Below are 17,743 nucleotides of genomic sequence, written 5' to 3'. Positions count from 1 at the left end.
GATGAATACAGTCACACAACTAAAATATGAATATGACGTAATCATCATCGGTGGAGGTTGGGCCGGCCTAACCCTTGCCCGACAGCTAAGGCGCGGCAGCCGTAACATATCTATTCTTGTAGTGGAAGCCAATAGTAAATTTCGCGGTAAAGTAGGTGAGGCCACAGTAGAGATGGCGGGCCATTACTTTATAAAACAACTGGGTATGGTTAATTATCTTTACCGCAATCACCTCCCCAAGAACGGCCTGCGTTTCTTCTACGATAACCCTGATCACAATTTAACTCTTGCTGAGATGAGTGAACATGGAACCACCAGTATTCCACCGCACCCTGCATTTCAGTTGGATCGGGCCCGTTTGGAAGCAGACCTGGTAGATATGAATCGTGATAATGGTATCGAAGTGATAATGGGAATCAAGGCTACCAGGATGGAAATAAGACAAGGTGATAAGAGGCATTCGGTAGATTTGTCAATAGAGGATAATGAGGTGTCAGTGCATGCTCGCTGGCTGATCGATTGCAGCGGTCGAAATAGAATTTCCCGGAAGCATAGAAAATTAACCCGACTAGAGAATGTGCCGAAGCATTTTTCCGCTTGGGGGCGTTTTAGGAACATTCAGGATATTGACTCAATGGGTAATGAAGCCTGGAGAAAAAGAGCCTATGGAAGATTTTTGTCTACGAACCACTTCGCAGGTAATGGTTATTGGATCTGGGTAATACCTCTCAGTGGCGGTTATACGAGTATTGGTGTCGTTGGGGAAAAAGAAAAATTTAATTATCCGCCGACCAAAAAAGAACATTTTCTTAACTTTCTAATGCAATACAGGGCGGTTTCGGAATTATTACAGGGTGCTGATATTGTCGACTTTGAAGCTTGGGGACAACTTGCCTACAGGGCGGATGAATTTATCTTCGCAGAAAGATGGGCAACATCCGGATTTTCGGCCATGTTTCTCGATCCTTTGTTTAGTGGCGGTGGGGACATGATTGCCCTGTTTAACGACCATATCACAAAATATGTGCTTAAGGATATTGGAGAGGTTGACAGAGATAAAGCGCAGAAAATACTCGAAAATGAATTGCCGATTGCGAATCGAACTGCCAAGGAGTTCTTTCAGGGATTGTACGCGCATGTGGCCAATGTTTATCCTATTATTGACTCTGCAGAACTCTGCTCTCCTTTACTGGCTTACAACACCGCTGCCTACTTCCTGGAGATTGTCTGGGATTATATATCGGGAAGTTATCTAAACCAGGCATATTGGCAGCGTAAAAGCTATTTACGCCGCGGCTATATGGCGCTGGAGCTGATTCTACAAAATCAGCTTCTGGCCACAGCGGAGATTTTAAAATCCGAAGGCAGATACTATCGAAGAAATTCTGATGGATTTTTTGAATCTGGTGCTGATTATTATAAATATTTTGTGTATCAGATGGGTATAAATGGACGTGATGGTTGGCGTATTGATTTACGAATCAAACTTTGGGTAGAAATATTCCTTACGATTGTTCAAGTTAAATTAGATCTGCCGTTGCTCGCCAATAGGATGGTGGTGCATAACAGTATTTTACTATCCGATATCCTAGAAAAGCCTACTTTGAATAAGAAAGATGAAGAATGGCTTTTTCAGAAGATTTCAGAAAAATTATCTGAGATGATTTCTGATCAAACTAATACCAAAGTTAGGGCTTTTATATCTGCCGACTCCTTCCATACCGGGATAGTCAATATAAGTGATTCGTCAGGTTACCTGTCTGAGGATGAGCAGAAAAATATTACAAAGAAAGCTGAGGCAATCTGGGCGCAGACTCAGGACTATATTGCCAGGCCTGGAATGGTGCCGGTGTTTTTGGCGTTCGCTCGCAGCCAGCCCGACAGTATTATGAACGCAGCGATCGATCAAAGAAAAACACAAGGAAAGAACAGAAATATTTAAAATCCAATTGTCGAGGACTATGTGACTCAAGAATTTTTTTTAGCGCGTGATGGGAAGAAATTAGCGTTTCGCTGGTTGCCGTCAGAATATACTCAGGCGGTGTTAATTTGTATGCACGGTAGTACATTTAACAGTCAATGGTATCTTATGTTTGGTCGTATAGTACAGGACCGGGGTATCACCGTCTGTCTGCCGGATTGGCGAGGCCACGGCAACAGCGAAGGGCGTCCAGGAGATCTGGATTACCAAGATCAACTGCAAGATGATTTGCAAGACCTGGTAAATCACCTGAAGGGGAAAGGGGTGCATCATTTCGTGCTCGGCGGGCATAGTGCAGGTGCACTGGTGGCACTTCGCTATCTGGGGATGTATGGAACAAAGAATATTATCGCTTTTTTTGCGATTGCGCCACCACTGACACAGACAGACGAAACAAGAAAACATAATTACGACACATCCGGATGGGGGCATTTTTTCAGATATTTCCGTAGGAAAAGATATTCAAAGCCTCTGGTAGAGTCTGAGCTGAAAAATCTTCCTAAAATGAACTTGTGGCTTTACTGGCTGGCGCTGCTAATCCCTTACTTCAGGAACTTACCAGTTTTACACTTTCCTGCACTGGGATCAATTGCGGGGAACCAACAAAGAATTCTCGACTGCAGCTACAATCTGCTGGGTGCTTATAATGCTAAATACTATGCTAAGTTATTTAGCAGTATTGACATTCCCTGTCATTTTATTGTTGGAGAATTTGATGAGGTGATTGATGCGCATATTCTATATACGGTAATGACTTGGTTTATCTCTCCGGATATAGATTCGCGACTGACTGAAATACCGAGGGCGAATCATATGTCTGCTATTTCGGCGTCAGCAAAACTGATTTCATCTTGGTTGCACGCAACATCAATCTTTTCTCTAGCGGTGGAAGTGTGAAAAAGGGGTATGATACTAAATCAGAGATGAAATCGATTGCAATAGCAAATGGATCAGAGATTTGCCTGCTAAACCTAATAAATGGTAAAAGCTCAACAAAGACCAGTTTTGAAGGGTGTGGGGGAGAGCAAGGCGTTATTCGTAAACATGGTAAAAAAAATTTTTACTTACAGATTTCGCAATCTTTCGACAGTGCTTTATTCTACTATATAAATAATAACCGACTGTATTTAGGGCAGAACATATTATCCTTTTTGCAAATGGGTGTTAATAGGGTTGATCTTCGTTATCTTATTGAAATGGAATACTTTGGCTTTTCGATTGATCGAAAATGTTTGCTTATGGGTGTTAGAATGCTGTTTCCGGGTGATTGTGTATCAGTTAACGCCAAAGAACTGATATGGTTAGAAAAGCGCATGCCTAAACAAGGTGGTTTTCATGCATCGCTGCTTGAACCACAGGGGCATAAGTCAGCAATTTATAACCTGTTGCCAAGAGTGGCTTCTCTCTTGTTGTCACCTTTTGATAACGTGTTTCTTGCAAAATATTATCACAGTATGAAGTCCTGTAATACAAATATATTTACTGTGAAGAGAAGTAGTCTTCCAGGTAGTTTTTATTGTAATAGGAAAAGTAATTTTATTTTTAATAAAGCTCATAAAAACAATGTTGTCAGTGGTATTGATATTAAGGGGCATGCCCTGAGAGTGCTTGAATTTCTCAATCTAAGTTGGAATAGCTCCGGGTGTAATATGGAAATTGAAGAATATATAGATATTAATTTTAACTTTCCATTCAAGAGATTTTTGTTAAATATATTAGCCTCAAATACAGGAACAAAAATCCGGATCGTAGATTCCCATACTGTAGAGCCAACGCTTGGCTCTACTTTTTCCATTGATGATAACTCAATAGCCAATATTTATGATTCGTTTCAAAGGATTTTCTTTTACGGAAACCAGTGGCTTGCTCGCAACTGGTTTTTTATCCCTCCTATGATTAGTGCGAAGCTCATTAAATTACAATATAAACATTGTAAAGATGAGCATCGGATCTATCTATTTACTCTAACTCTGGATTATTTGTTGAGATTTTATAATTTGAAAGTGCACCATACTAATGGAGATTAATGATGTCTACAGAGATTATAGAGAGTAAAGTCAAGGTGCTTTGTGAACAAATATCACTTATGTTGAATGTCGATTCTGTTGACCCTGATATGCCCATTGCCGATCTGGGGATAGACTCGCTGAATATCGTTGAAGTAATACTGATTTGCGAACAGCTCTATCCTGGTGTAATGAATCCTGAAAATCTAGTTTTTGATGAGCATACTACGCTACAGGAAATGGATAGCCAACTTATTGAAAATTCTGTTGAAGCGTAAACTTCTTTGGATCCATCAATGATTAAGAAATGGCTGGTAATACTATTAATAGGTATGGGTATTGGGAATATTGTTGCCTGGTTTTCAGGTTCAGCACCCATCGAATTCGAGAAAATAGCCTATAGTGGGCGCGACGATAAACAGTTAAATTTTCTTCATGCAAGGCTTGACGAGAATAAATCTGACACGGCCTCGATGCTGCAATTAGGGCAATTGTACAGCCAACACAATGAGATAGGTAAAGCAGCTGGTTTATTAGGAAGAGCCTATCGGAAAGAGCCTGATAATATGCTGATCAAGGCTGCCTTTTATTCCAACGAGGGGAAATTAGCTGGTGCTATGTTTGACCCATTGATGGGTATTTATAAACTCTATCGTTTGCGTCATGCCATGGGTCAAGTGGATGCGGCTGCGCTCGAAGCAAATTCAGATTTTAGTGTTCGTCTGATTCGCTTGTTGACTTTTGCCTATGTGGGTCCAATCGGTGGTTTTTTCCATCGCGTCTTTGAGGATGAAGCCTGGTTTAATGCGTTGATAAGTGAGACGCCGAAAGCCATATCCATGGAAGCCAAGCAACTGATCTATATAGCGTTGGCTAATGCCTATCTTATTAAAGAACGGGAGGATAGTGCGGATATGGCTACTGCATCCAATTATTATCAAAAGGCGATGGTCTTGGCGCGTTGTCCATACATCCTGCAGGCATCCTGCAAGGAGCTAACACAACGGTTTGTGGCTTTGGATGGCAACTGATGCTGGTTAAACTTACCAGTGTTTCAAAGCGTTATTTGATCGGAAATGCCTGGGTTGATGCGCTTAAGAATATCACCCTTTCAATGGATAAGGGCGAACTTGTTGCGCTCACAGGCCCCAGTGGCAGTGGTAAGAGTACTTTGCTGAATATTATATCGGCATTGGATCAAAGTGATTCCGGTAGTGTGCTTGTGAGAGGCGTGAATATCGGAACGCTCAGCGAACACAAGCGCTCCGTATTAAGGCGCAGGCAAATCGGTATTGTATTCCAATCGTTTAATTTGATGCCCGTACTCACCGCCTTGGAAAACGTGATATACCCTTTGGTACTGAGTGGTGTCCGGGATGCCAGATCACAAGGGGTTCAGGCTTTGAGAGATGTCGGTCTGGAGAAGCTGGGTAGCCTGCGGCCCGCGCAGATGTCAGGCGGGCAAATGCAACGTGTCGCTATTGCCAGAGCCATAGTTGCTCAACCGGATATTGTTTTGGCAGATGAACCAACTGCAAATTTAGACTCCAGAACCTCTGAAAATATTATGCGGCTGGTAGAAAATTTGAATAGGGATCAAGGCATCACTTTTGTTATTTCAACGCATGATGCGTATATTACAAACCTGGCGTCTAGGGTCATTACCCTTTGCGATGGTGAATTGGTCAATGATAGCGCTGTAGCAGCAGTGACTTCTGCTAGACAGACGTTGAAGCGCGTCGGTGCGCAGGAAACCCAGACATGATAACCAACGTCTTGCACATTTTTTATTTGCGCTTCGTTGTCATGCTGGCTTTAACTGCCTGCTTTTTCAAGGCATGGGCTGTGGATTATATTCTGCCAACAGAAATTCCTGCCAATTATTCTGACAGGCTCCGTCTTATTGCCGCCCTGGATAGTAATTCTTCGCCTGAATATAAAAAGGCAGCCTATCTCACTCAATTGGCCTTGTTGACTTCGTCTTCCGAGGCTCGTGTTGAGGAGGTGGTAGCTTTAGAAGAGCACTTGAAACAGTTGCGAGAATAGCTAAATGATGACGCAGAATTGGACGCGGCTTTGGGTTCTACGATTTCATATAAATCCAGTTTCTATACTAATGAGTTTAGCAAGCTCGTACTATTCTCAAGAACAGGTAACCGAATAATGGATAGGGCGGTGAAGCAGTGGCCGTTCAATCTGGGTGCTAGGCTTCAACGTGGCATCAGCTGTGCAAATATGCCAGCCTTTTTGAGAAGGGCCCACTATGCAGTAGAGGACCTGGAGATGGTCAGGCAAAAAATCGGCGAAAAATTTGGAAAAGAATTTCTTGCATTGGTTGAATTTAACCTGGCGCAGGCTTACAGCAGAAATAAGCAGAAAGAAGAAGCCAGGCTGTTATGGCAAAAGTTGGCGATTTCAGAAACAGGCTGGGCCCAAAAATCCCGTTTGTCATTGGAAGCACTGTCAAAATGACTTTGGGCTGGAAAGTTGCACTATTGAATATAGTGAGGCATCGAAGACGCAGTTTGATTACTCTGGTAGCAATTGTCTTTGGTTGTGCCAGTTTGGTCGTATTTGGGGGTTTTGTCCAGTCGATATATGAGGATATGCGTGAGAGTATGATCCGTTCACAACCCGGTCATATCCAGGTTTACGCCAAAGGTTATAGCCAGTATGGGAATATTGATCCTGAGCGCTACATGGTTCCCGCGCCCGTTCTGGAGCAAATTGTCGGGTGATTGATAAGAAAACGCAAGCATTGGTTGTGGCTCCACGATTGAAATTCAATGGATTGCTGAGTGATGGTAAGCAATCTATTGCGATATCCGGTATTGGTATAACGGCTGAGAAGAAAGTTCTGCTTTCTTCGGCTATTCGCATTGTAGATGGTGAAGATTTGTTTGCAGAGGATAGATCCGCGCCCACTTGGGGGAAGGACTTTTTAACGCTCTGAATCCACAGGTTGGAGACTATTTAACCCTGCTGGGGAGCACTGGAGATGGTGCAATCAATGCAGTCGATGTACAGGTTGCGGGTGTTATCAACACAGGTGTCAAAGTGTTGGATGACAGACTGTTGCGAGTAAATCTGTCTCTTTCGCAGGAGTTATTGTATACATCCGATGTGACCCGCCTGCTTGTACTGTTGGAGGAAACAAGTATGACGTCTGAGTCTGTTACTAAGCTGACGATGGCTTTTCGTGAACATGGACTGGTGTTCGAGCTGAAAAGCTGGGAGGAATTAGCGGATTACTACCACCAGGTGGTTGGGCTGTTCGATGGTGTGTTTGACTTTATTACAGTCATCGTTTTGGTGATTATAGCGTTAAGTATATCGAATACAATGCTAATGTCGGTGATGGAACGTACCCGTGAACTTGGCACCATCAGGGCGATGGGAGGGACGCCAACACAGGTTGTTGGGTTGATTCTGCTTGAATCAATGTTTCTGGGGGTTATCGGAGGCCTGCTCGGTCTGCTGGGCGGAATTCTAATGGCTAGGGGAGTTAATTTTGGGGAGTGGATGATGCCTCGGCCGCCCGGCAGTACTGAAGACTATCCAATACGAATATTAATTGCGCTGGATATTTTGTTAAAAACGTTTGTGCTGGGTGTGTTGACTGCTTTTTTTTCCTGTGTATATCCCGCTGTAAAGGCATCCAGAATAGCAGTTGTAGATGCATTGAGATTTTCCTGATAGCGGTTGTTGTTTGTGATCCAGTGGATTCAAACTATTTGGTGCCGTGATGGATGGATATCGTTTGGCTTTTCTTTTTTTCTTGTTGACGGATTTCAATCATTCAGTTTCGGAGCAAATCTCTGTCGAATCGTTAGTCAATAGGTTAGATGAGGTGCGCGGTTATAGGGATCAGGGGTTCAGCTTTAATATTACCAATATAAGTTATAAAAAAACAGGGACCCACGAAGCAATAAACTTTACATAAAAGTTTATAATGATAAATCTCTTATTTATTTTCAGTCGCCCGCTCGTGAAAGAGGTCGGGCAATGTTGAAAGAAAATACCAATATGTGGCTTTATATTCCTGGTACCCGCCGGCTTATCCGTGTTGCCCCATCTCAACGATTACTTGGTGAAATCAGTAATGGTGATGTTGTGGGTGCCAGCTTCAGCAATAATTACGATGCGGAAATATATGGAGAAGAATCAATAGTGGGGAAAGAGTATTGGGTATTGAAGTTGACCGCAAAATATCCCAGTGTTACTTATTCATCTGTGAAAGTTTGGATGGAAAAATATGCAGGTAATAAGCCATTCAAAAGTGAATTCTATTCTCGTTCAAAACGTCTTTTGAAAACTGCTTACTACAAAGAGTACAAATTCTATGAAGGCGAGCTTAAACTGCATAAATTATTGTTGGTGGATGCTCTAATGAAGGATAGTTACACCTGGATGAGGTTCGATGACTATCGTTTGGAGGTGCTGGATGCCGCTATTTTCCAGAAAGAGTCCCTGGGCAGGCTTAATTAAAAAAACAGTCAAATTTGGCAAAGGTCTGATCATAGGTTGTCCATTTTTTTTGTTGGGGGCCGCTATGAACAATGATACCATCGAGTATAAAGTTCCGTTTTCCAATGAGGCAGATCAAGTCCATTTCTCCGATGATATCAAACCTACTGATACAGTAAAAACGGGTTTACTTAAGGAGTGTTCAGCTTCTGTTGTTGCTTACCATGAGTTGAACTCTGTCAGGGAAAAGCAATTTTTCGACACGGGTGAACTGATGTTTCCCATAGGCAACACACAGTTGGCACTGGATCTCAATGGCCACTTCGCGGCCGGCCCCTATTTTCGGCCTATACACGCCTCGCATTTTTCGAACATTACCAGATAGATGAAGGCGGAAGCTCGGTGGGAAAATTTGGCCACTATTTGCTGGAAGGATATGTATCTTATTACAGTGTGAATAAAAGATTTGGAATTAATATCGGTCGTCACAAGCCTCAGTGGAGCAATGGTTATCATTGGACAACAGCGAACCTTCTCAAACCTGTATATGATCGCCCGAGTCTCGATTCCGATATCCTCATCCAGCAACAGGGTTGGGACATGCTTCACATCGATCTGCGTTATGGGGACTGGAATATTGGTCTTTATACTGTCGAAGTCGCCGATGGAGTTGGCAAGGTGTCAGATCGCGCTTTTACGCAAAAGGGGTTACAGACGGCGCTCAGGATCAATCGCGAGGGCGATCTGGATACGCAGTCGATTTTTCACCGATTGAAAGGGGGAGACACTACTGCCGCTTTGGGGTTGAGTACACTGGCGCAGGATAGAATGACACTGCGCCTGGAGGCAGCTTGGGAGCAGCAGCGGGAATTGCCGGTGGTCAGTCATTTCCGTTACGACCATACAGAGAGGCAAGGGTATCTTAAAATGGTCTTGGGCACTCAAATCAGCCTCAATGGCGGCTGGGAGTTTACAGCAGAGTATCTGCATAATACCCACGGGTATGAAAATACGGAGTGGAATCAGGTGCGAGCGCAGGTTGACCTTGCCCAGATGAGCCTGCAGTCCACACAGGCACAGGATGCCGCTGAGTTTCTGATCAACAGCTATGATTTGCTCAAAGTAGGGCAGCTGCGACGGGAGTACTTGTTCTTTATGTGGGGTAATACCCGACTTGAAAAAAAGTTTCAATATCGCCAGAGTATTCACTACAACATGGATGATCATAGCCAGCTCCAGAGCCTGGAATGTACTCAAAACTGGACTGAACATTTCAGTACCCGGCTCCAGGCCCAGCTGTTCACCGGTTGCAAACGTTGTGAATATGGCCTGATTCCCAATAAGGGGTCGAGTGCGGCTGAGTGCCAAATCCCCCTTTAAACAGATTATTTGGCTGAGCGGCTGTTCGCCTTACGAGCGGCGGATTCAGCAAGTGGGCCCATACTTGATGGTCTCTACAACACGGATGAATGTCGGCTTTTTTCAAGACACCCCATGCTGACAGCATTTATTTGTGCCTGCAAACGCAAACCGGGGGCAACTCAGATGATTTTTCGCTACACAATTCTATACGTCGACGATGTCGCGTCTTCGCTGATCTTCTTTGAGAAGGCATTCGGGTTTGAGCGTGGCTTCCTTCACGAAAGCGGCGACTATGGTGAACTGGTCACCGGAGCGACCAAATTGGCCTTTTCCTCAACGGCTCTCATGCAACAATTGGGCAAGAACCCGGCATCACCGAAGAGTGACAATCCGACATTTGAGATCGCTTTTGAGACGGATGATGTCTCTGGTGCCCTTCAAAATGCGCTCAATGCCGGTGCCTCGCTCATTCAAGACGTGCGTGATGAACCATGGGGGCAGACAACGTCTTATGTGTCGGACCCGAACGGCTATCTGATCGAGATTTGTTCCGCTGTGAAGCTTCCGGGATGACGTCATGATGGATGAGACGATAAGAGCCGAGATTGCTGGGCGATTGAAAGCTCTTGTCCATTCTGTCGCCCCTGATGCGGAATTCGTGGCCAAGTATGGTGGAACGATCATCCAGAGTGCCCTCGGGCAGCCAAAGTCGCAGTTCTGCGGCGTCTTCGAGTATAAGAACCACGTTTCTCTGGAATTCACGAACGGAGCCCAATTGGACGACCCGAAGAAAATCCTTGAGGGGAGCGGCAAACACCGCAGGCACCTAAAGTTCGTTAGTATGGCTGACATTGATGACAAGGAGAGTAAGGATTTTCTGAGACAGGCATACAGGTTACAGAACAGCCTGACTTGACCAATTGCCAAGGCCGGGTTGGGCCAGGTCTTTAAGAGTGGCGTGGTCGCGACGCAATTGAACGGGCGTCTTTCCGAACCAACGTACAAACTCGCGCGTCATGTGGGCCTGATCGCTATAGCCGTACTCAAGTGCTATCTCAGTTAGCGGAACGCGGCAGGGGAGTGCTTGAACCGCCCGCCTGGCGCGTCCCAATTGACGCCAGAATCCCGGCGACGGTAGCGAGAGACCTTTGAAGTGACGTTGCAAAGTTCTTTCTGATACGCCTTGCTGTTTGGCCAATTCGGCGACGCTCCTCCCCGGCAGACCAAGGTCATCAATGATTTGGGTAATCTCCTGATCGTGTCGCACGACGCTGCTGATCTGCGCGGCGAGATTGGCCGCGCTATATGCTTCGGTGCCCAGGTCGCGAAGATCTATGGTAGCTCCGGGCCTTAGCCGAAAGCCCGTCAACGATGTGCCAGCACGCAGGCGTACCCGTCTTGGTGATATGTCCCAGCTCGTCGAATGAAGCCCGCTGATTTCCGACTCGTCATTGGAGATGACAATAATATCCGTACAGCCATCAGGCAAAACGATTGATGTTTCGTCTGTCTCAACTGTGTAAGACCATTGATGAAAATAAGGTGGCTGCTCGATATTTGTTTCAGTCATAAACATCAGCGAAAGTCAGGTCTGGTGCCGGTTGAGGGTTCGGTAGATTGTTGGTCTGGACACGGAAAACACTTCGGCCAGATCGCTGATTGAATACTCTCCGGTTCCATGCATACGGCAGAGTTCTTTCTGCTGCTTGTCAGATAGCTTTGGCTGCTTTCCGCGCAATTTTCCCTTGGCACGAGCGATGGCCATGCCTTCGCGGGTGCGCATGCGGATGAGGTCGGCTTCGAACACAGCGAAAGTGGCGAGGATGTTGAAGAACATTTTGCCCATTGGGTCTGTTGGGTCATAAACGGACGCCCCGAGAGCAAGCTTGACGCCTTTGGCTTCGAGCTGATCGGCGATAGCGCGGGCATCTGGCACGGATCGAGCCAGCCGGTCGAGTTTGGGCACGACGAGCGTGTCACCTTCCCGCACAGCGGCAATGGCCTGATCCAAACCAGGGCGAGCGCGGCTGGTGCCGGTCAGGCCGTGGTCGGTGTAGATGTGATCCGAAGCAACGCCGAGATTTTCCAACGCCTGTTTCTGGGCGGTGAGGTCCTGATCGTTGGTCGAGCAGCGGACGTATCTGATAAGCGTGGTGTTCATGGCAGAACTGTACGTATATGACCCCTTCACTGCAATTTTTATCGTACTACCTATACGAGACGCTTCCCGCACCAGTTTTTCTGGGCAGAGCGAATCACGAAAAATCGTCCGTTCATCGGACCTCTTACGGACATAACTTTGAATGGCACACCGAGCGGTTCTGACCGTGCGACAACGCGCGGCGCTTTTGATCTTCCTGTCGATGAGGCTTTGCTGCTGAAACACTACAGATTGGATGATGAAGACATCGCGCATATCCGCACCCGGCGGCGGCCAGAGAACCAGATCGGCTTTGCGCTCCAACTCTGCGCTCTTCGGTATCCGGGCCGCTTGCTGGATGCAGGTGAGGTGATCCCTGAGCTTGTCTTGCGTTTTGTGGCTGCCCAAATTGGCCTAAAGCCTGACGATCTTCTTCCCTACGCTGCCAGAGAAAACACCCGTTACGAACACCTTGACGTTTTGCGTAAGATATATGGGTACAAGATGTTCACGGGCAAAGCTGCAAAGAAGATGAAACGTTGGCTCGACCAGCACGCCGAGGCCGCACAATCCAGTGAAGGCATAGTGCGCGGGTTTGTGGAAGAGTGTCGGCGGCGCCAGATCGTCTTGCCCGGCCCAACCAGAATAGAACGTCACTGTGCGGATGCGTTGGTTGACGCCGAACGGCGAATCGATGCGCGTATTGTCGCGCGTCTCGATAGCAAGATGCGCGTTCGCCTTGATGCCTTGCTAAACGAAGAGGTGGATGGTCGGGTCAGCCGGTTCATTTGGCTGCGTCAGTTCGAGGTCGGCAAGAACTCTGCCGATATGAACCGTCAGCTTGATCGGTTGGAATTTCTGCAAGGAATTGGCTTGTCACCTGCGGTTCTAGACGACATCCCAGTGCATCGGGTCACACAATTGCGCCGTCAGGGGGAGCGCTATTTTACAGATGGTCTTCGGGACATCACCAGTGATCGCCGATTGGCCATTCTCGCCGCATGCATTGTGGAATGGTCAGCTGCCATCGCAGATACCGTCATCGAAACCCACGACCGGATCGTGGGGTCAATATGGCGAGAGGCAAAGAGGATTTGCGGTGCTCGTGTTGCCGCGGCGCAATCGGAGATCGCAGCAACCCTGGCCGGGTTCGAGATGTTGGGCACGACATTGTTGCTGGCCAAAGGCGATGAGGTGGCTGTCGCCGGTGCCGTGGATGCTTCCTGTGGCTGGGATGCTCTGGAAAACCTCGTCGCGACAGCCGGAGCACTCGGTAAGGCCGTCAAGGCGGATACCCTGGCCTATGTCGAGCAGGGCTATCACCGCTTCAAGCTCTATGCCCCGTGAATGCTGGCAGTATTGGATATCGCGGGAGCCAGTGTGGCTGAGCCGTTGCTGGCGGCGACCGATGTGATCCGCGACAAGCGCGATGTTCCAAGTCGTTCTGCGCCCTTTCTTCAGCCACAGTCGAAGTGGCGAACTCACTTGCGGAATCCGGAAACCAACCGGGACCGCCTTTGGGTCGTCGCGGTTTTGTTCCATCTGCGCGAAGCCTTCAGATCCGGGGATGTCTGGCTTGCTCATTCCCGCCGCTACAGCGACATGAAACAGGCCCTGGTTCCGGTCGAGGCCGCTCAGACTATGGGTCTGTCGATGCCATTGGAACCGGAAGTCTGGATCGCAGATCGAAAACAACGGCTGGAAGACGGGCTGCACAGGCTTGCGATGGCGGTTAAAAACGGAACCCTCCCCGGTGGTGTCATCGAGGATGACCGGTTGCGTGTCGATCGGTTTGAAGTTGATGTACCCGCTGAAGCCGATAGCCTCATCCTTGATCTTTATCACCGCCTGCCGGAGGTGCGGATTACGGATATCCTCATGGATGTGGACAATGATACCGGGCTCACAGATGCCTTTACCCATCTGCGCACCGGAGCACCCTGTAAGGACAGGCTTGGGTTGCTGAACGTCATTCTGGCCGAGGGCTTAAATCTCGGGTTGAGCAAGATAGCCGGGGCAAGCAGCACGCATAGTTTTACTCAGTTGGCACGGCTTTCAAACTGGCACGTGGAAAGTGAAGCTATCAATCGGGCCTTGGCCATCGTGATCGAAGCGCAGGCACAGTTACCAATGGCAAAATACTGGGGTGCCGGTGAAACCGCTTCCAGTGATGGGCAATTCTTCCCCATCACGCGACAGGGTGAAGCGATGAATCTGATCAATGCGAAATACGGCCATGAGCCGGGCTTGAAACCCTATACCCATGTATCAGATCAATATGGTCCCTTTGCAACGCAGGTTATCCCTGCCACGGTGAACGAGGCCCCATATATTCTGGATGGGTTGCTGATGAACCCAACGGGCAAACGGATCAGGGAACAATAGGCCGATACAGGCGGCTTCACCGATCTCGTATTTGCCGCTACTTCGCTACTTCGCTGCTTGGCTATCTGTTCATCCCGCGCATCAGGGATTTGCCGTCCAAACGGCTGCATGTCTTTGATCGGCGAGGTGTCCCGACTGAACTGAGGGGTTTGGTGGGTGACAAAATCCGGGAAACCACCATCATCGCCAACTGGCCGGATGTTCTGCGCTGCATTGCGACGATGCTTTCAGGCAGGATGCAGCCCAGCCAGCTTCTGAAGAAATTGGCGGCACGGCCACGGCAACATGATCTGGCCATTGCGCTGAGAGAAATCGGGCGCATCGAGCGGACATTGTTTATCATCGAATGGCTGCTCGACACTGACATGCAACGCCGCGCTCAAATCGGCCTCAATAAGGGTGAGGCTCATCACGCCTTGAAGGATGCCTGGAAAACAATTCTTCGCATACGCTGCGAAATTGCTCAACACAACCCGGCCGCACCTGACAGATCAGGCCCAACTCGCGAGGATTGAACATCTCGGGATTAGCAGAGAAAAGCGCTTCGATTTCAATCGTCTTGACACCCGGTTGCAACAGGCCCTGCAGGAGGCGCCAAAAGAAGCCCGGAAACGGATGGCACAGGAAATCGGTAATATGGCTCCAGTTGTCAATGGATGGGTAATGAATACCCATACCATGGGAGTTTATGGCAATTTGCCATATCCAGTTGGATGGATTTGAAGAAAGGCAACGATGGTTCCGTTGTGATCTATATCCAGAGCCAGAGCCCGGGCAAGGATAAAGAGGCAAACTGGCTGCCGGCACCGAAAGGGGAATTTAACGTATTGATGCGGTTGTATGCACCCAAGCCAGCCGTGCTCTTTGATAGATGGTCACCACCACCAATCGTAAAAAGTAGCACCTATAAATAAAGCTGCAACTTTGCAGCTGATTGGTATCCACACTATGGAAATGTTTCCCTTTTGGTCGATACAATCGGTCTAATTCAGATCAGGTGTTTTTTCTTGTGGGCATTACCTATAATCCCTCAAGCCTCCTATCGCCGTATAAGCCGGGCAATTTTTTCCTCATTGATAAAGCTGACAAAGCTGCCAGTTCTATGATCCTGGCGCATTCTGCGGGTTTGGATTGGGCAATAAAATGCCCGCCAGGCAGAGTGATGATTTCCAGGTCACAATATAATGCGTCAATAATATTCACTGCGCCCCTATTGACCAGATGATCTCTGCTGGGGCGGATGTAGGTGGTGGGCACAGTGTGTTTTATGATCGGGATATCAAGCTGCGCTATATTGCGCGCGCGCTCTTGCAGTCCCTCCCCCTGTGTCTTTGCAAGTGCGAAAAAGGTTTCGTGAACCTGTCTTCTGGAGCCATACCCATTGAAGCCAACCATATTGGCGAGCCATTGGTTTAACCTTGTGGGTTTAATCCCGTATCTGCAAAGTGGGACTGCCAGTCTGGAGACCTTGGATGGAGGGGAAATAAAACTGGCGATTAATACCACACCCTTGATCTTGCCGCTCATCAAACTGCATAACTCATAAGCAATCCGTCCAGAATAGGACTCAGCAACTAAAAAAATCTGCCTATCAGAAAACAGTTCCGCCAGACGCTGTGCCTGCTCAAGATAGCTTGATTGCGGAAAATCGAAAAAAGAAATAGCCTCAAGGTCCAGGGACTCTGGCAGGGCCTCAATCAGATGCCTGAAGAGCAATCCCGTTCCATCCAGCCCCGGCAATAATAGAATTTTCACAGGGAAGTTGTCATTTCGCTTTGTGATCCGGGCAGAATGCGGGGGGTTAACACCTTGGGATCAAATCCCCAGCCGGCCCAGGTCGTTCGTTCGGCTCGGTGTGTATGCGAAGCTACGCTGAAACCTGTGTCCCCGGCAGAGTGCTACAGTATTGCTCCATTCCCAGCATGGTTTATATTTTAAAGATCAGTGCCGGCCTCGGTGTGGTGTTGGTCACTCCCGGTGCCCTATTGTTTTTGCAATTTCCTGGATTGCCGGGTGAATCATAAACCAGTCATTGGTTGCGGGATCGGAGTGGTTCGCGCAATTGTTTAGCCATGTCCAATAGCAGGTATTCGGTGGTTTCCCAGTCGATGCACTTATCGGTCACAGAAACCCCGTATTGCATTTGATCCAGGTTTGGCAGAAGTTTTTGGTTGCCGGCTTTCAGGTTGCTCTCCACCATGATGCCGATAATCGAGCGGTTGCCGTCGAGAATCTGGTGGGTCACATTGTTCACTACTAATGGCTGCAACTCGTGATTTTTGTTGGAATTGGCGTGGCTGCAATCCACCATGATATTGGGAGTGATATTGGCTTTGCGCAGTTCTTGTTCACACATGGTAACGCTGACAGAATCGTAATTGGGTTTGTTATTGCCACCCCGCAGCACCATATGGCCGTATTGGTTGCCGCTGGTGTGGATGATAGCCACCTGACCGCGCTTGTTGATGCCCAGGAAGCGGTGTGGATTAGCGACGGATTGCAATGCATTGATAGCCACTTCCAGGCTGCCATCGGTGCCGTTTTTGAAGCCCACGGCGGAAGAGAGGCCGCTGGCCATTTCCCGGTGAGTCTGGGATTCCGTGGTGCGCGCGCCGATAGCGGACCAGGAAATCAGGTCTTGCAGGTACTGGGGCGAAATCGGGTCCAGGGCTTCGGTGGCTGTGGGCAGGCCCAGTTCGGCAACCTCCAGCAGCAGCTTGCGACCGATATGCAGCCCCGCTTCGATCTTGAAGGAATCATTCAGGTGGGGGTCGTTGATCAGCCCCTTCCAGCCCACTGTGGTGCGGGGTTTCTCAAAATAGACGCGCATCACAACCAGAAGGGTATCGGCGACCTTGTCCGCCACCTCCTTGAGGCGATGGGCATAGTCCATCGCGGCTTTCACGTCGTGGACGGAGCAGGGTCCGATAACCACCATCAGGCGGTGGTCTTTGCGGTCCAGGATATTGCGCACTGCGGCGCGCCCCTTGGCAACGGCGGCCTCCGCGGCGGCACTGATGGGGAGTTCCACTTTGAGGGTTTGCGGGCTGATCAGAACTTCCTGGGAGACAACATTCAAGTCGTCGAACTGCTGTGTGCTCATGGCGTTTACTGGCTACTCTGTTCCTTTGTTGTCCGGCGCACATTCGCGCGCGGATCGCTTATCCTACTGTGCTGAGAAGGCTTGGGCGAGGGTTTCATGTGCAACCAAATATTGGGTGTTATCTTGGGAAATTAGGCGGCAGCCATCCTGTAACAGTTTGGCACCTTACTGGAATTTGGCGGTGATGCGGTGAATGGTGATTGGGCAAGCGAGGAAGTAGGGCGGATACTAGTAAAGCAGGAGGGAAGAATACCCCTCTCCCTGGATCGTATGAGGCATGGATGCCGATTACGAGCGTA

At 48.1% G+C, this 17,743-nt stretch carries 21 protein-coding genes and 1 pseudogene; 18 read left to right on the top strand and 4 right to left on the bottom strand.

The features are described from left to right. Window position 1 precedes the first annotated feature (1 nt). The 16 genes from ACL7TT_RS15685 to ACL7TT_RS15610 all read left to right on the top strand — a co-directional run bounded on the left by ACL7TT_RS15685 (window position 2) and on the right by ACL7TT_RS15610 (window position 10,732). Window positions 2-1,942, top strand: coding sequence for an NAD(P)/FAD-dependent oxidoreductase (locus ACL7TT_RS15685; RefSeq protein WP_413396801.1), 1,941 nt, complete (start codon window positions 2-4; stop codon window positions 1,940-1,942). Between the two features lie 21 nt (window positions 1,943-1,963). After that, window positions 1,964-2,878, top strand: a complete 915-nt coding sequence (locus ACL7TT_RS15680) for an alpha/beta hydrolase (protein ID WP_413396799.1) — start codon at window positions 1,964-1,966, stop codon at window positions 2,876-2,878. Beyond that, window positions 2,875-4,008 (top strand): hypothetical protein, encoded by a 1,134-nt coding sequence (locus ACL7TT_RS15675; protein WP_413396797.1) that lies wholly within the window; start codon window positions 2,875-2,877, stop codon window positions 4,006-4,008. Before ACL7TT_RS15680 ends, ACL7TT_RS15675 begins: the two co-directional genes overlap by 4 nt. A 2-nt stretch (window positions 4,009-4,010) precedes the next feature. Beyond that, a complete protein-coding gene (locus tag ACL7TT_RS15670; RefSeq protein ID WP_299945131.1) occupies window positions 4,011-4,265 on the top strand; it encodes an acyl carrier protein in 255 nt (84 codons plus the stop codon). A gap of 18 nt (window positions 4,266-4,283) precedes the next feature. After that, entirely contained in the window at window positions 4,284-5,018 is a 735-nt protein-coding gene (locus tag ACL7TT_RS15665) for a hypothetical protein (RefSeq protein WP_413396795.1), read from the top strand. Beyond that, window positions 5,018-5,752, top strand: a complete 735-nt coding sequence (locus ACL7TT_RS15660) for an ABC transporter ATP-binding protein (protein ID WP_413396793.1) — start codon at window positions 5,018-5,020, stop codon at window positions 5,750-5,752. Before ACL7TT_RS15665 ends, ACL7TT_RS15660 begins: the two co-directional genes overlap by 1 nt. Continuing rightward, complete coding sequence (locus tag ACL7TT_RS15655; protein ID WP_413396791.1) at window positions 5,749-6,033, top strand: hypothetical protein; 285 nt, start codon at window positions 5,749-5,751, stop codon at window positions 6,031-6,033. Before ACL7TT_RS15660 ends, ACL7TT_RS15655 begins: the two co-directional genes overlap by 4 nt. A 117-nt stretch (window positions 6,034-6,150) precedes the next feature. Continuing rightward, window positions 6,151-6,459 (top strand): hypothetical protein, encoded by a 309-nt coding sequence (locus ACL7TT_RS15650; RefSeq protein WP_413396789.1) that lies wholly within the window; start codon window positions 6,151-6,153, stop codon window positions 6,457-6,459. A gap of 53 nt (window positions 6,460-6,512) precedes the next feature. Continuing rightward, window positions 6,513-6,725: a hypothetical protein gene (locus ACL7TT_RS15645; RefSeq protein WP_413396787.1), complete on the top strand. Its 213-nt coding sequence runs from the start codon at window positions 6,513-6,515 to the stop codon at window positions 6,723-6,725. Further along, entirely contained in the window at window positions 6,722-6,940 is a 219-nt protein-coding gene (locus ACL7TT_RS15640) for a hypothetical protein (RefSeq protein ID WP_413396786.1), read from the top strand. Before ACL7TT_RS15645 ends, ACL7TT_RS15640 begins: the two co-directional genes overlap by 4 nt. Continuing rightward, window positions 6,913-7,683: an ABC transporter permease gene (locus ACL7TT_RS15635; protein ID WP_413396784.1), complete on the top strand. Its 771-nt coding sequence runs from the start codon at window positions 6,913-6,915 to the stop codon at window positions 7,681-7,683. Before ACL7TT_RS15640 ends, ACL7TT_RS15635 begins: the two co-directional genes overlap by 28 nt. A gap of 309 nt (window positions 7,684-7,992) precedes the next feature. Next, window positions 7,993-8,475 (top strand): outer membrane lipoprotein-sorting protein, encoded by a 483-nt coding sequence (locus ACL7TT_RS15630; protein ID WP_413396782.1) that lies wholly within the window; start codon window positions 7,993-7,995, stop codon window positions 8,473-8,475. A 64-nt stretch (window positions 8,476-8,539) separates the two neighbouring features. Continuing rightward, window positions 8,540-8,839, top strand: a complete 300-nt coding sequence (locus ACL7TT_RS15625) for a hypothetical protein (protein ID WP_413396781.1) — start codon at window positions 8,540-8,542, stop codon at window positions 8,837-8,839. A gap of 215 nt (window positions 8,840-9,054) precedes the next feature. Continuing rightward, window positions 9,055-9,834 (top strand): hypothetical protein, encoded by a 780-nt coding sequence (locus tag ACL7TT_RS15620; protein WP_413396779.1) that lies wholly within the window; start codon window positions 9,055-9,057, stop codon window positions 9,832-9,834. Between the two features lie 114 nt (window positions 9,835-9,948). Next, entirely contained in the window at window positions 9,949-10,389 is a 441-nt protein-coding gene (locus ACL7TT_RS15615; RefSeq protein WP_299945109.1) for a VOC family protein, read from the top strand. Window positions 10,390-10,393: 4 nt separating this feature from the next. Further along, entirely contained in the window at window positions 10,394-10,732 is a 339-nt protein-coding gene (locus ACL7TT_RS15610) for a DUF1801 domain-containing protein (protein WP_413396777.1), read from the top strand. Here the strand turns inward: ACL7TT_RS15610 and ACL7TT_RS15605 are convergent. Together ACL7TT_RS15605 and ACL7TT_RS15600 are read right to left on the bottom strand one after the other, a co-directional pair. Continuing rightward, window positions 10,712-11,386: a helix-turn-helix domain-containing protein gene (locus ACL7TT_RS15605; RefSeq protein WP_413396775.1), complete on the bottom strand. Its 675-nt coding sequence runs from the start codon at window positions 11,384-11,386 to the stop codon at window positions 10,712-10,714. The two genes, ACL7TT_RS15610 and ACL7TT_RS15605, sit on opposite strands and share 21 nt — an antisense overlap. 15 nt (window positions 11,387-11,401) lie before the next feature. Next, window positions 11,402-11,977, bottom strand: a complete 576-nt coding sequence (locus ACL7TT_RS15600; RefSeq protein ID WP_413396773.1) for a recombinase family protein — start codon at window positions 11,975-11,977, stop codon at window positions 11,402-11,404. Between the two features lie 142 nt (window positions 11,978-12,119). Between ACL7TT_RS15600 and ACL7TT_RS15595 the strand changes: the two are divergent. Together ACL7TT_RS15595 and ACL7TT_RS15590 are read left to right on the top strand one after the other, a co-directional pair. Further along, window positions 12,120-14,769, top strand: a pseudogene (locus tag ACL7TT_RS15595) (Tn3 family transposase); the annotation flags it as partial. A gap of 228 nt (window positions 14,770-14,997) precedes the next feature. Continuing rightward, window positions 14,998-15,255: a DUF1214 domain-containing protein gene (locus tag ACL7TT_RS15590; RefSeq protein WP_413396771.1), complete on the top strand. Its 258-nt coding sequence runs from the start codon at window positions 14,998-15,000 to the stop codon at window positions 15,253-15,255. Window positions 15,256-15,361: 106 nt separating this feature from the next. On the opposite strand, the gene ACL7TT_RS15585 is transcribed toward ACL7TT_RS15590, so the two are convergent. Further along, window positions 15,362-16,096: an alpha/beta fold hydrolase gene (locus ACL7TT_RS15585; protein ID WP_413396769.1), complete on the bottom strand. Its 735-nt coding sequence runs from the start codon at window positions 16,094-16,096 to the stop codon at window positions 15,362-15,364. Window positions 16,097-16,370: 274 nt separating this feature from the next. After that, window positions 16,371-17,444 carry a 3-deoxy-7-phosphoheptulonate synthase gene (locus tag ACL7TT_RS15580; RefSeq protein WP_413396767.1) on the bottom strand — a complete coding sequence of 358 codons (1,074 nt, stop codon included), beginning with the start codon at window positions 17,442-17,444 and terminating at the stop codon, window positions 16,371-16,373. Window positions 17,445-17,743: the final 299 nt, after the last annotated feature.

Source organism: Microbulbifer jejuensis, from assembly GCF_047289955.1.
Classification (GTDB): Bacteria; Pseudomonadota; Gammaproteobacteria; order Pseudomonadales; family Cellvibrionaceae; genus Microbulbifer.
Note: the sequence above shows the minus strand (reverse complement) of the source record. Positions and strands in the feature narration are given on the sequence as shown.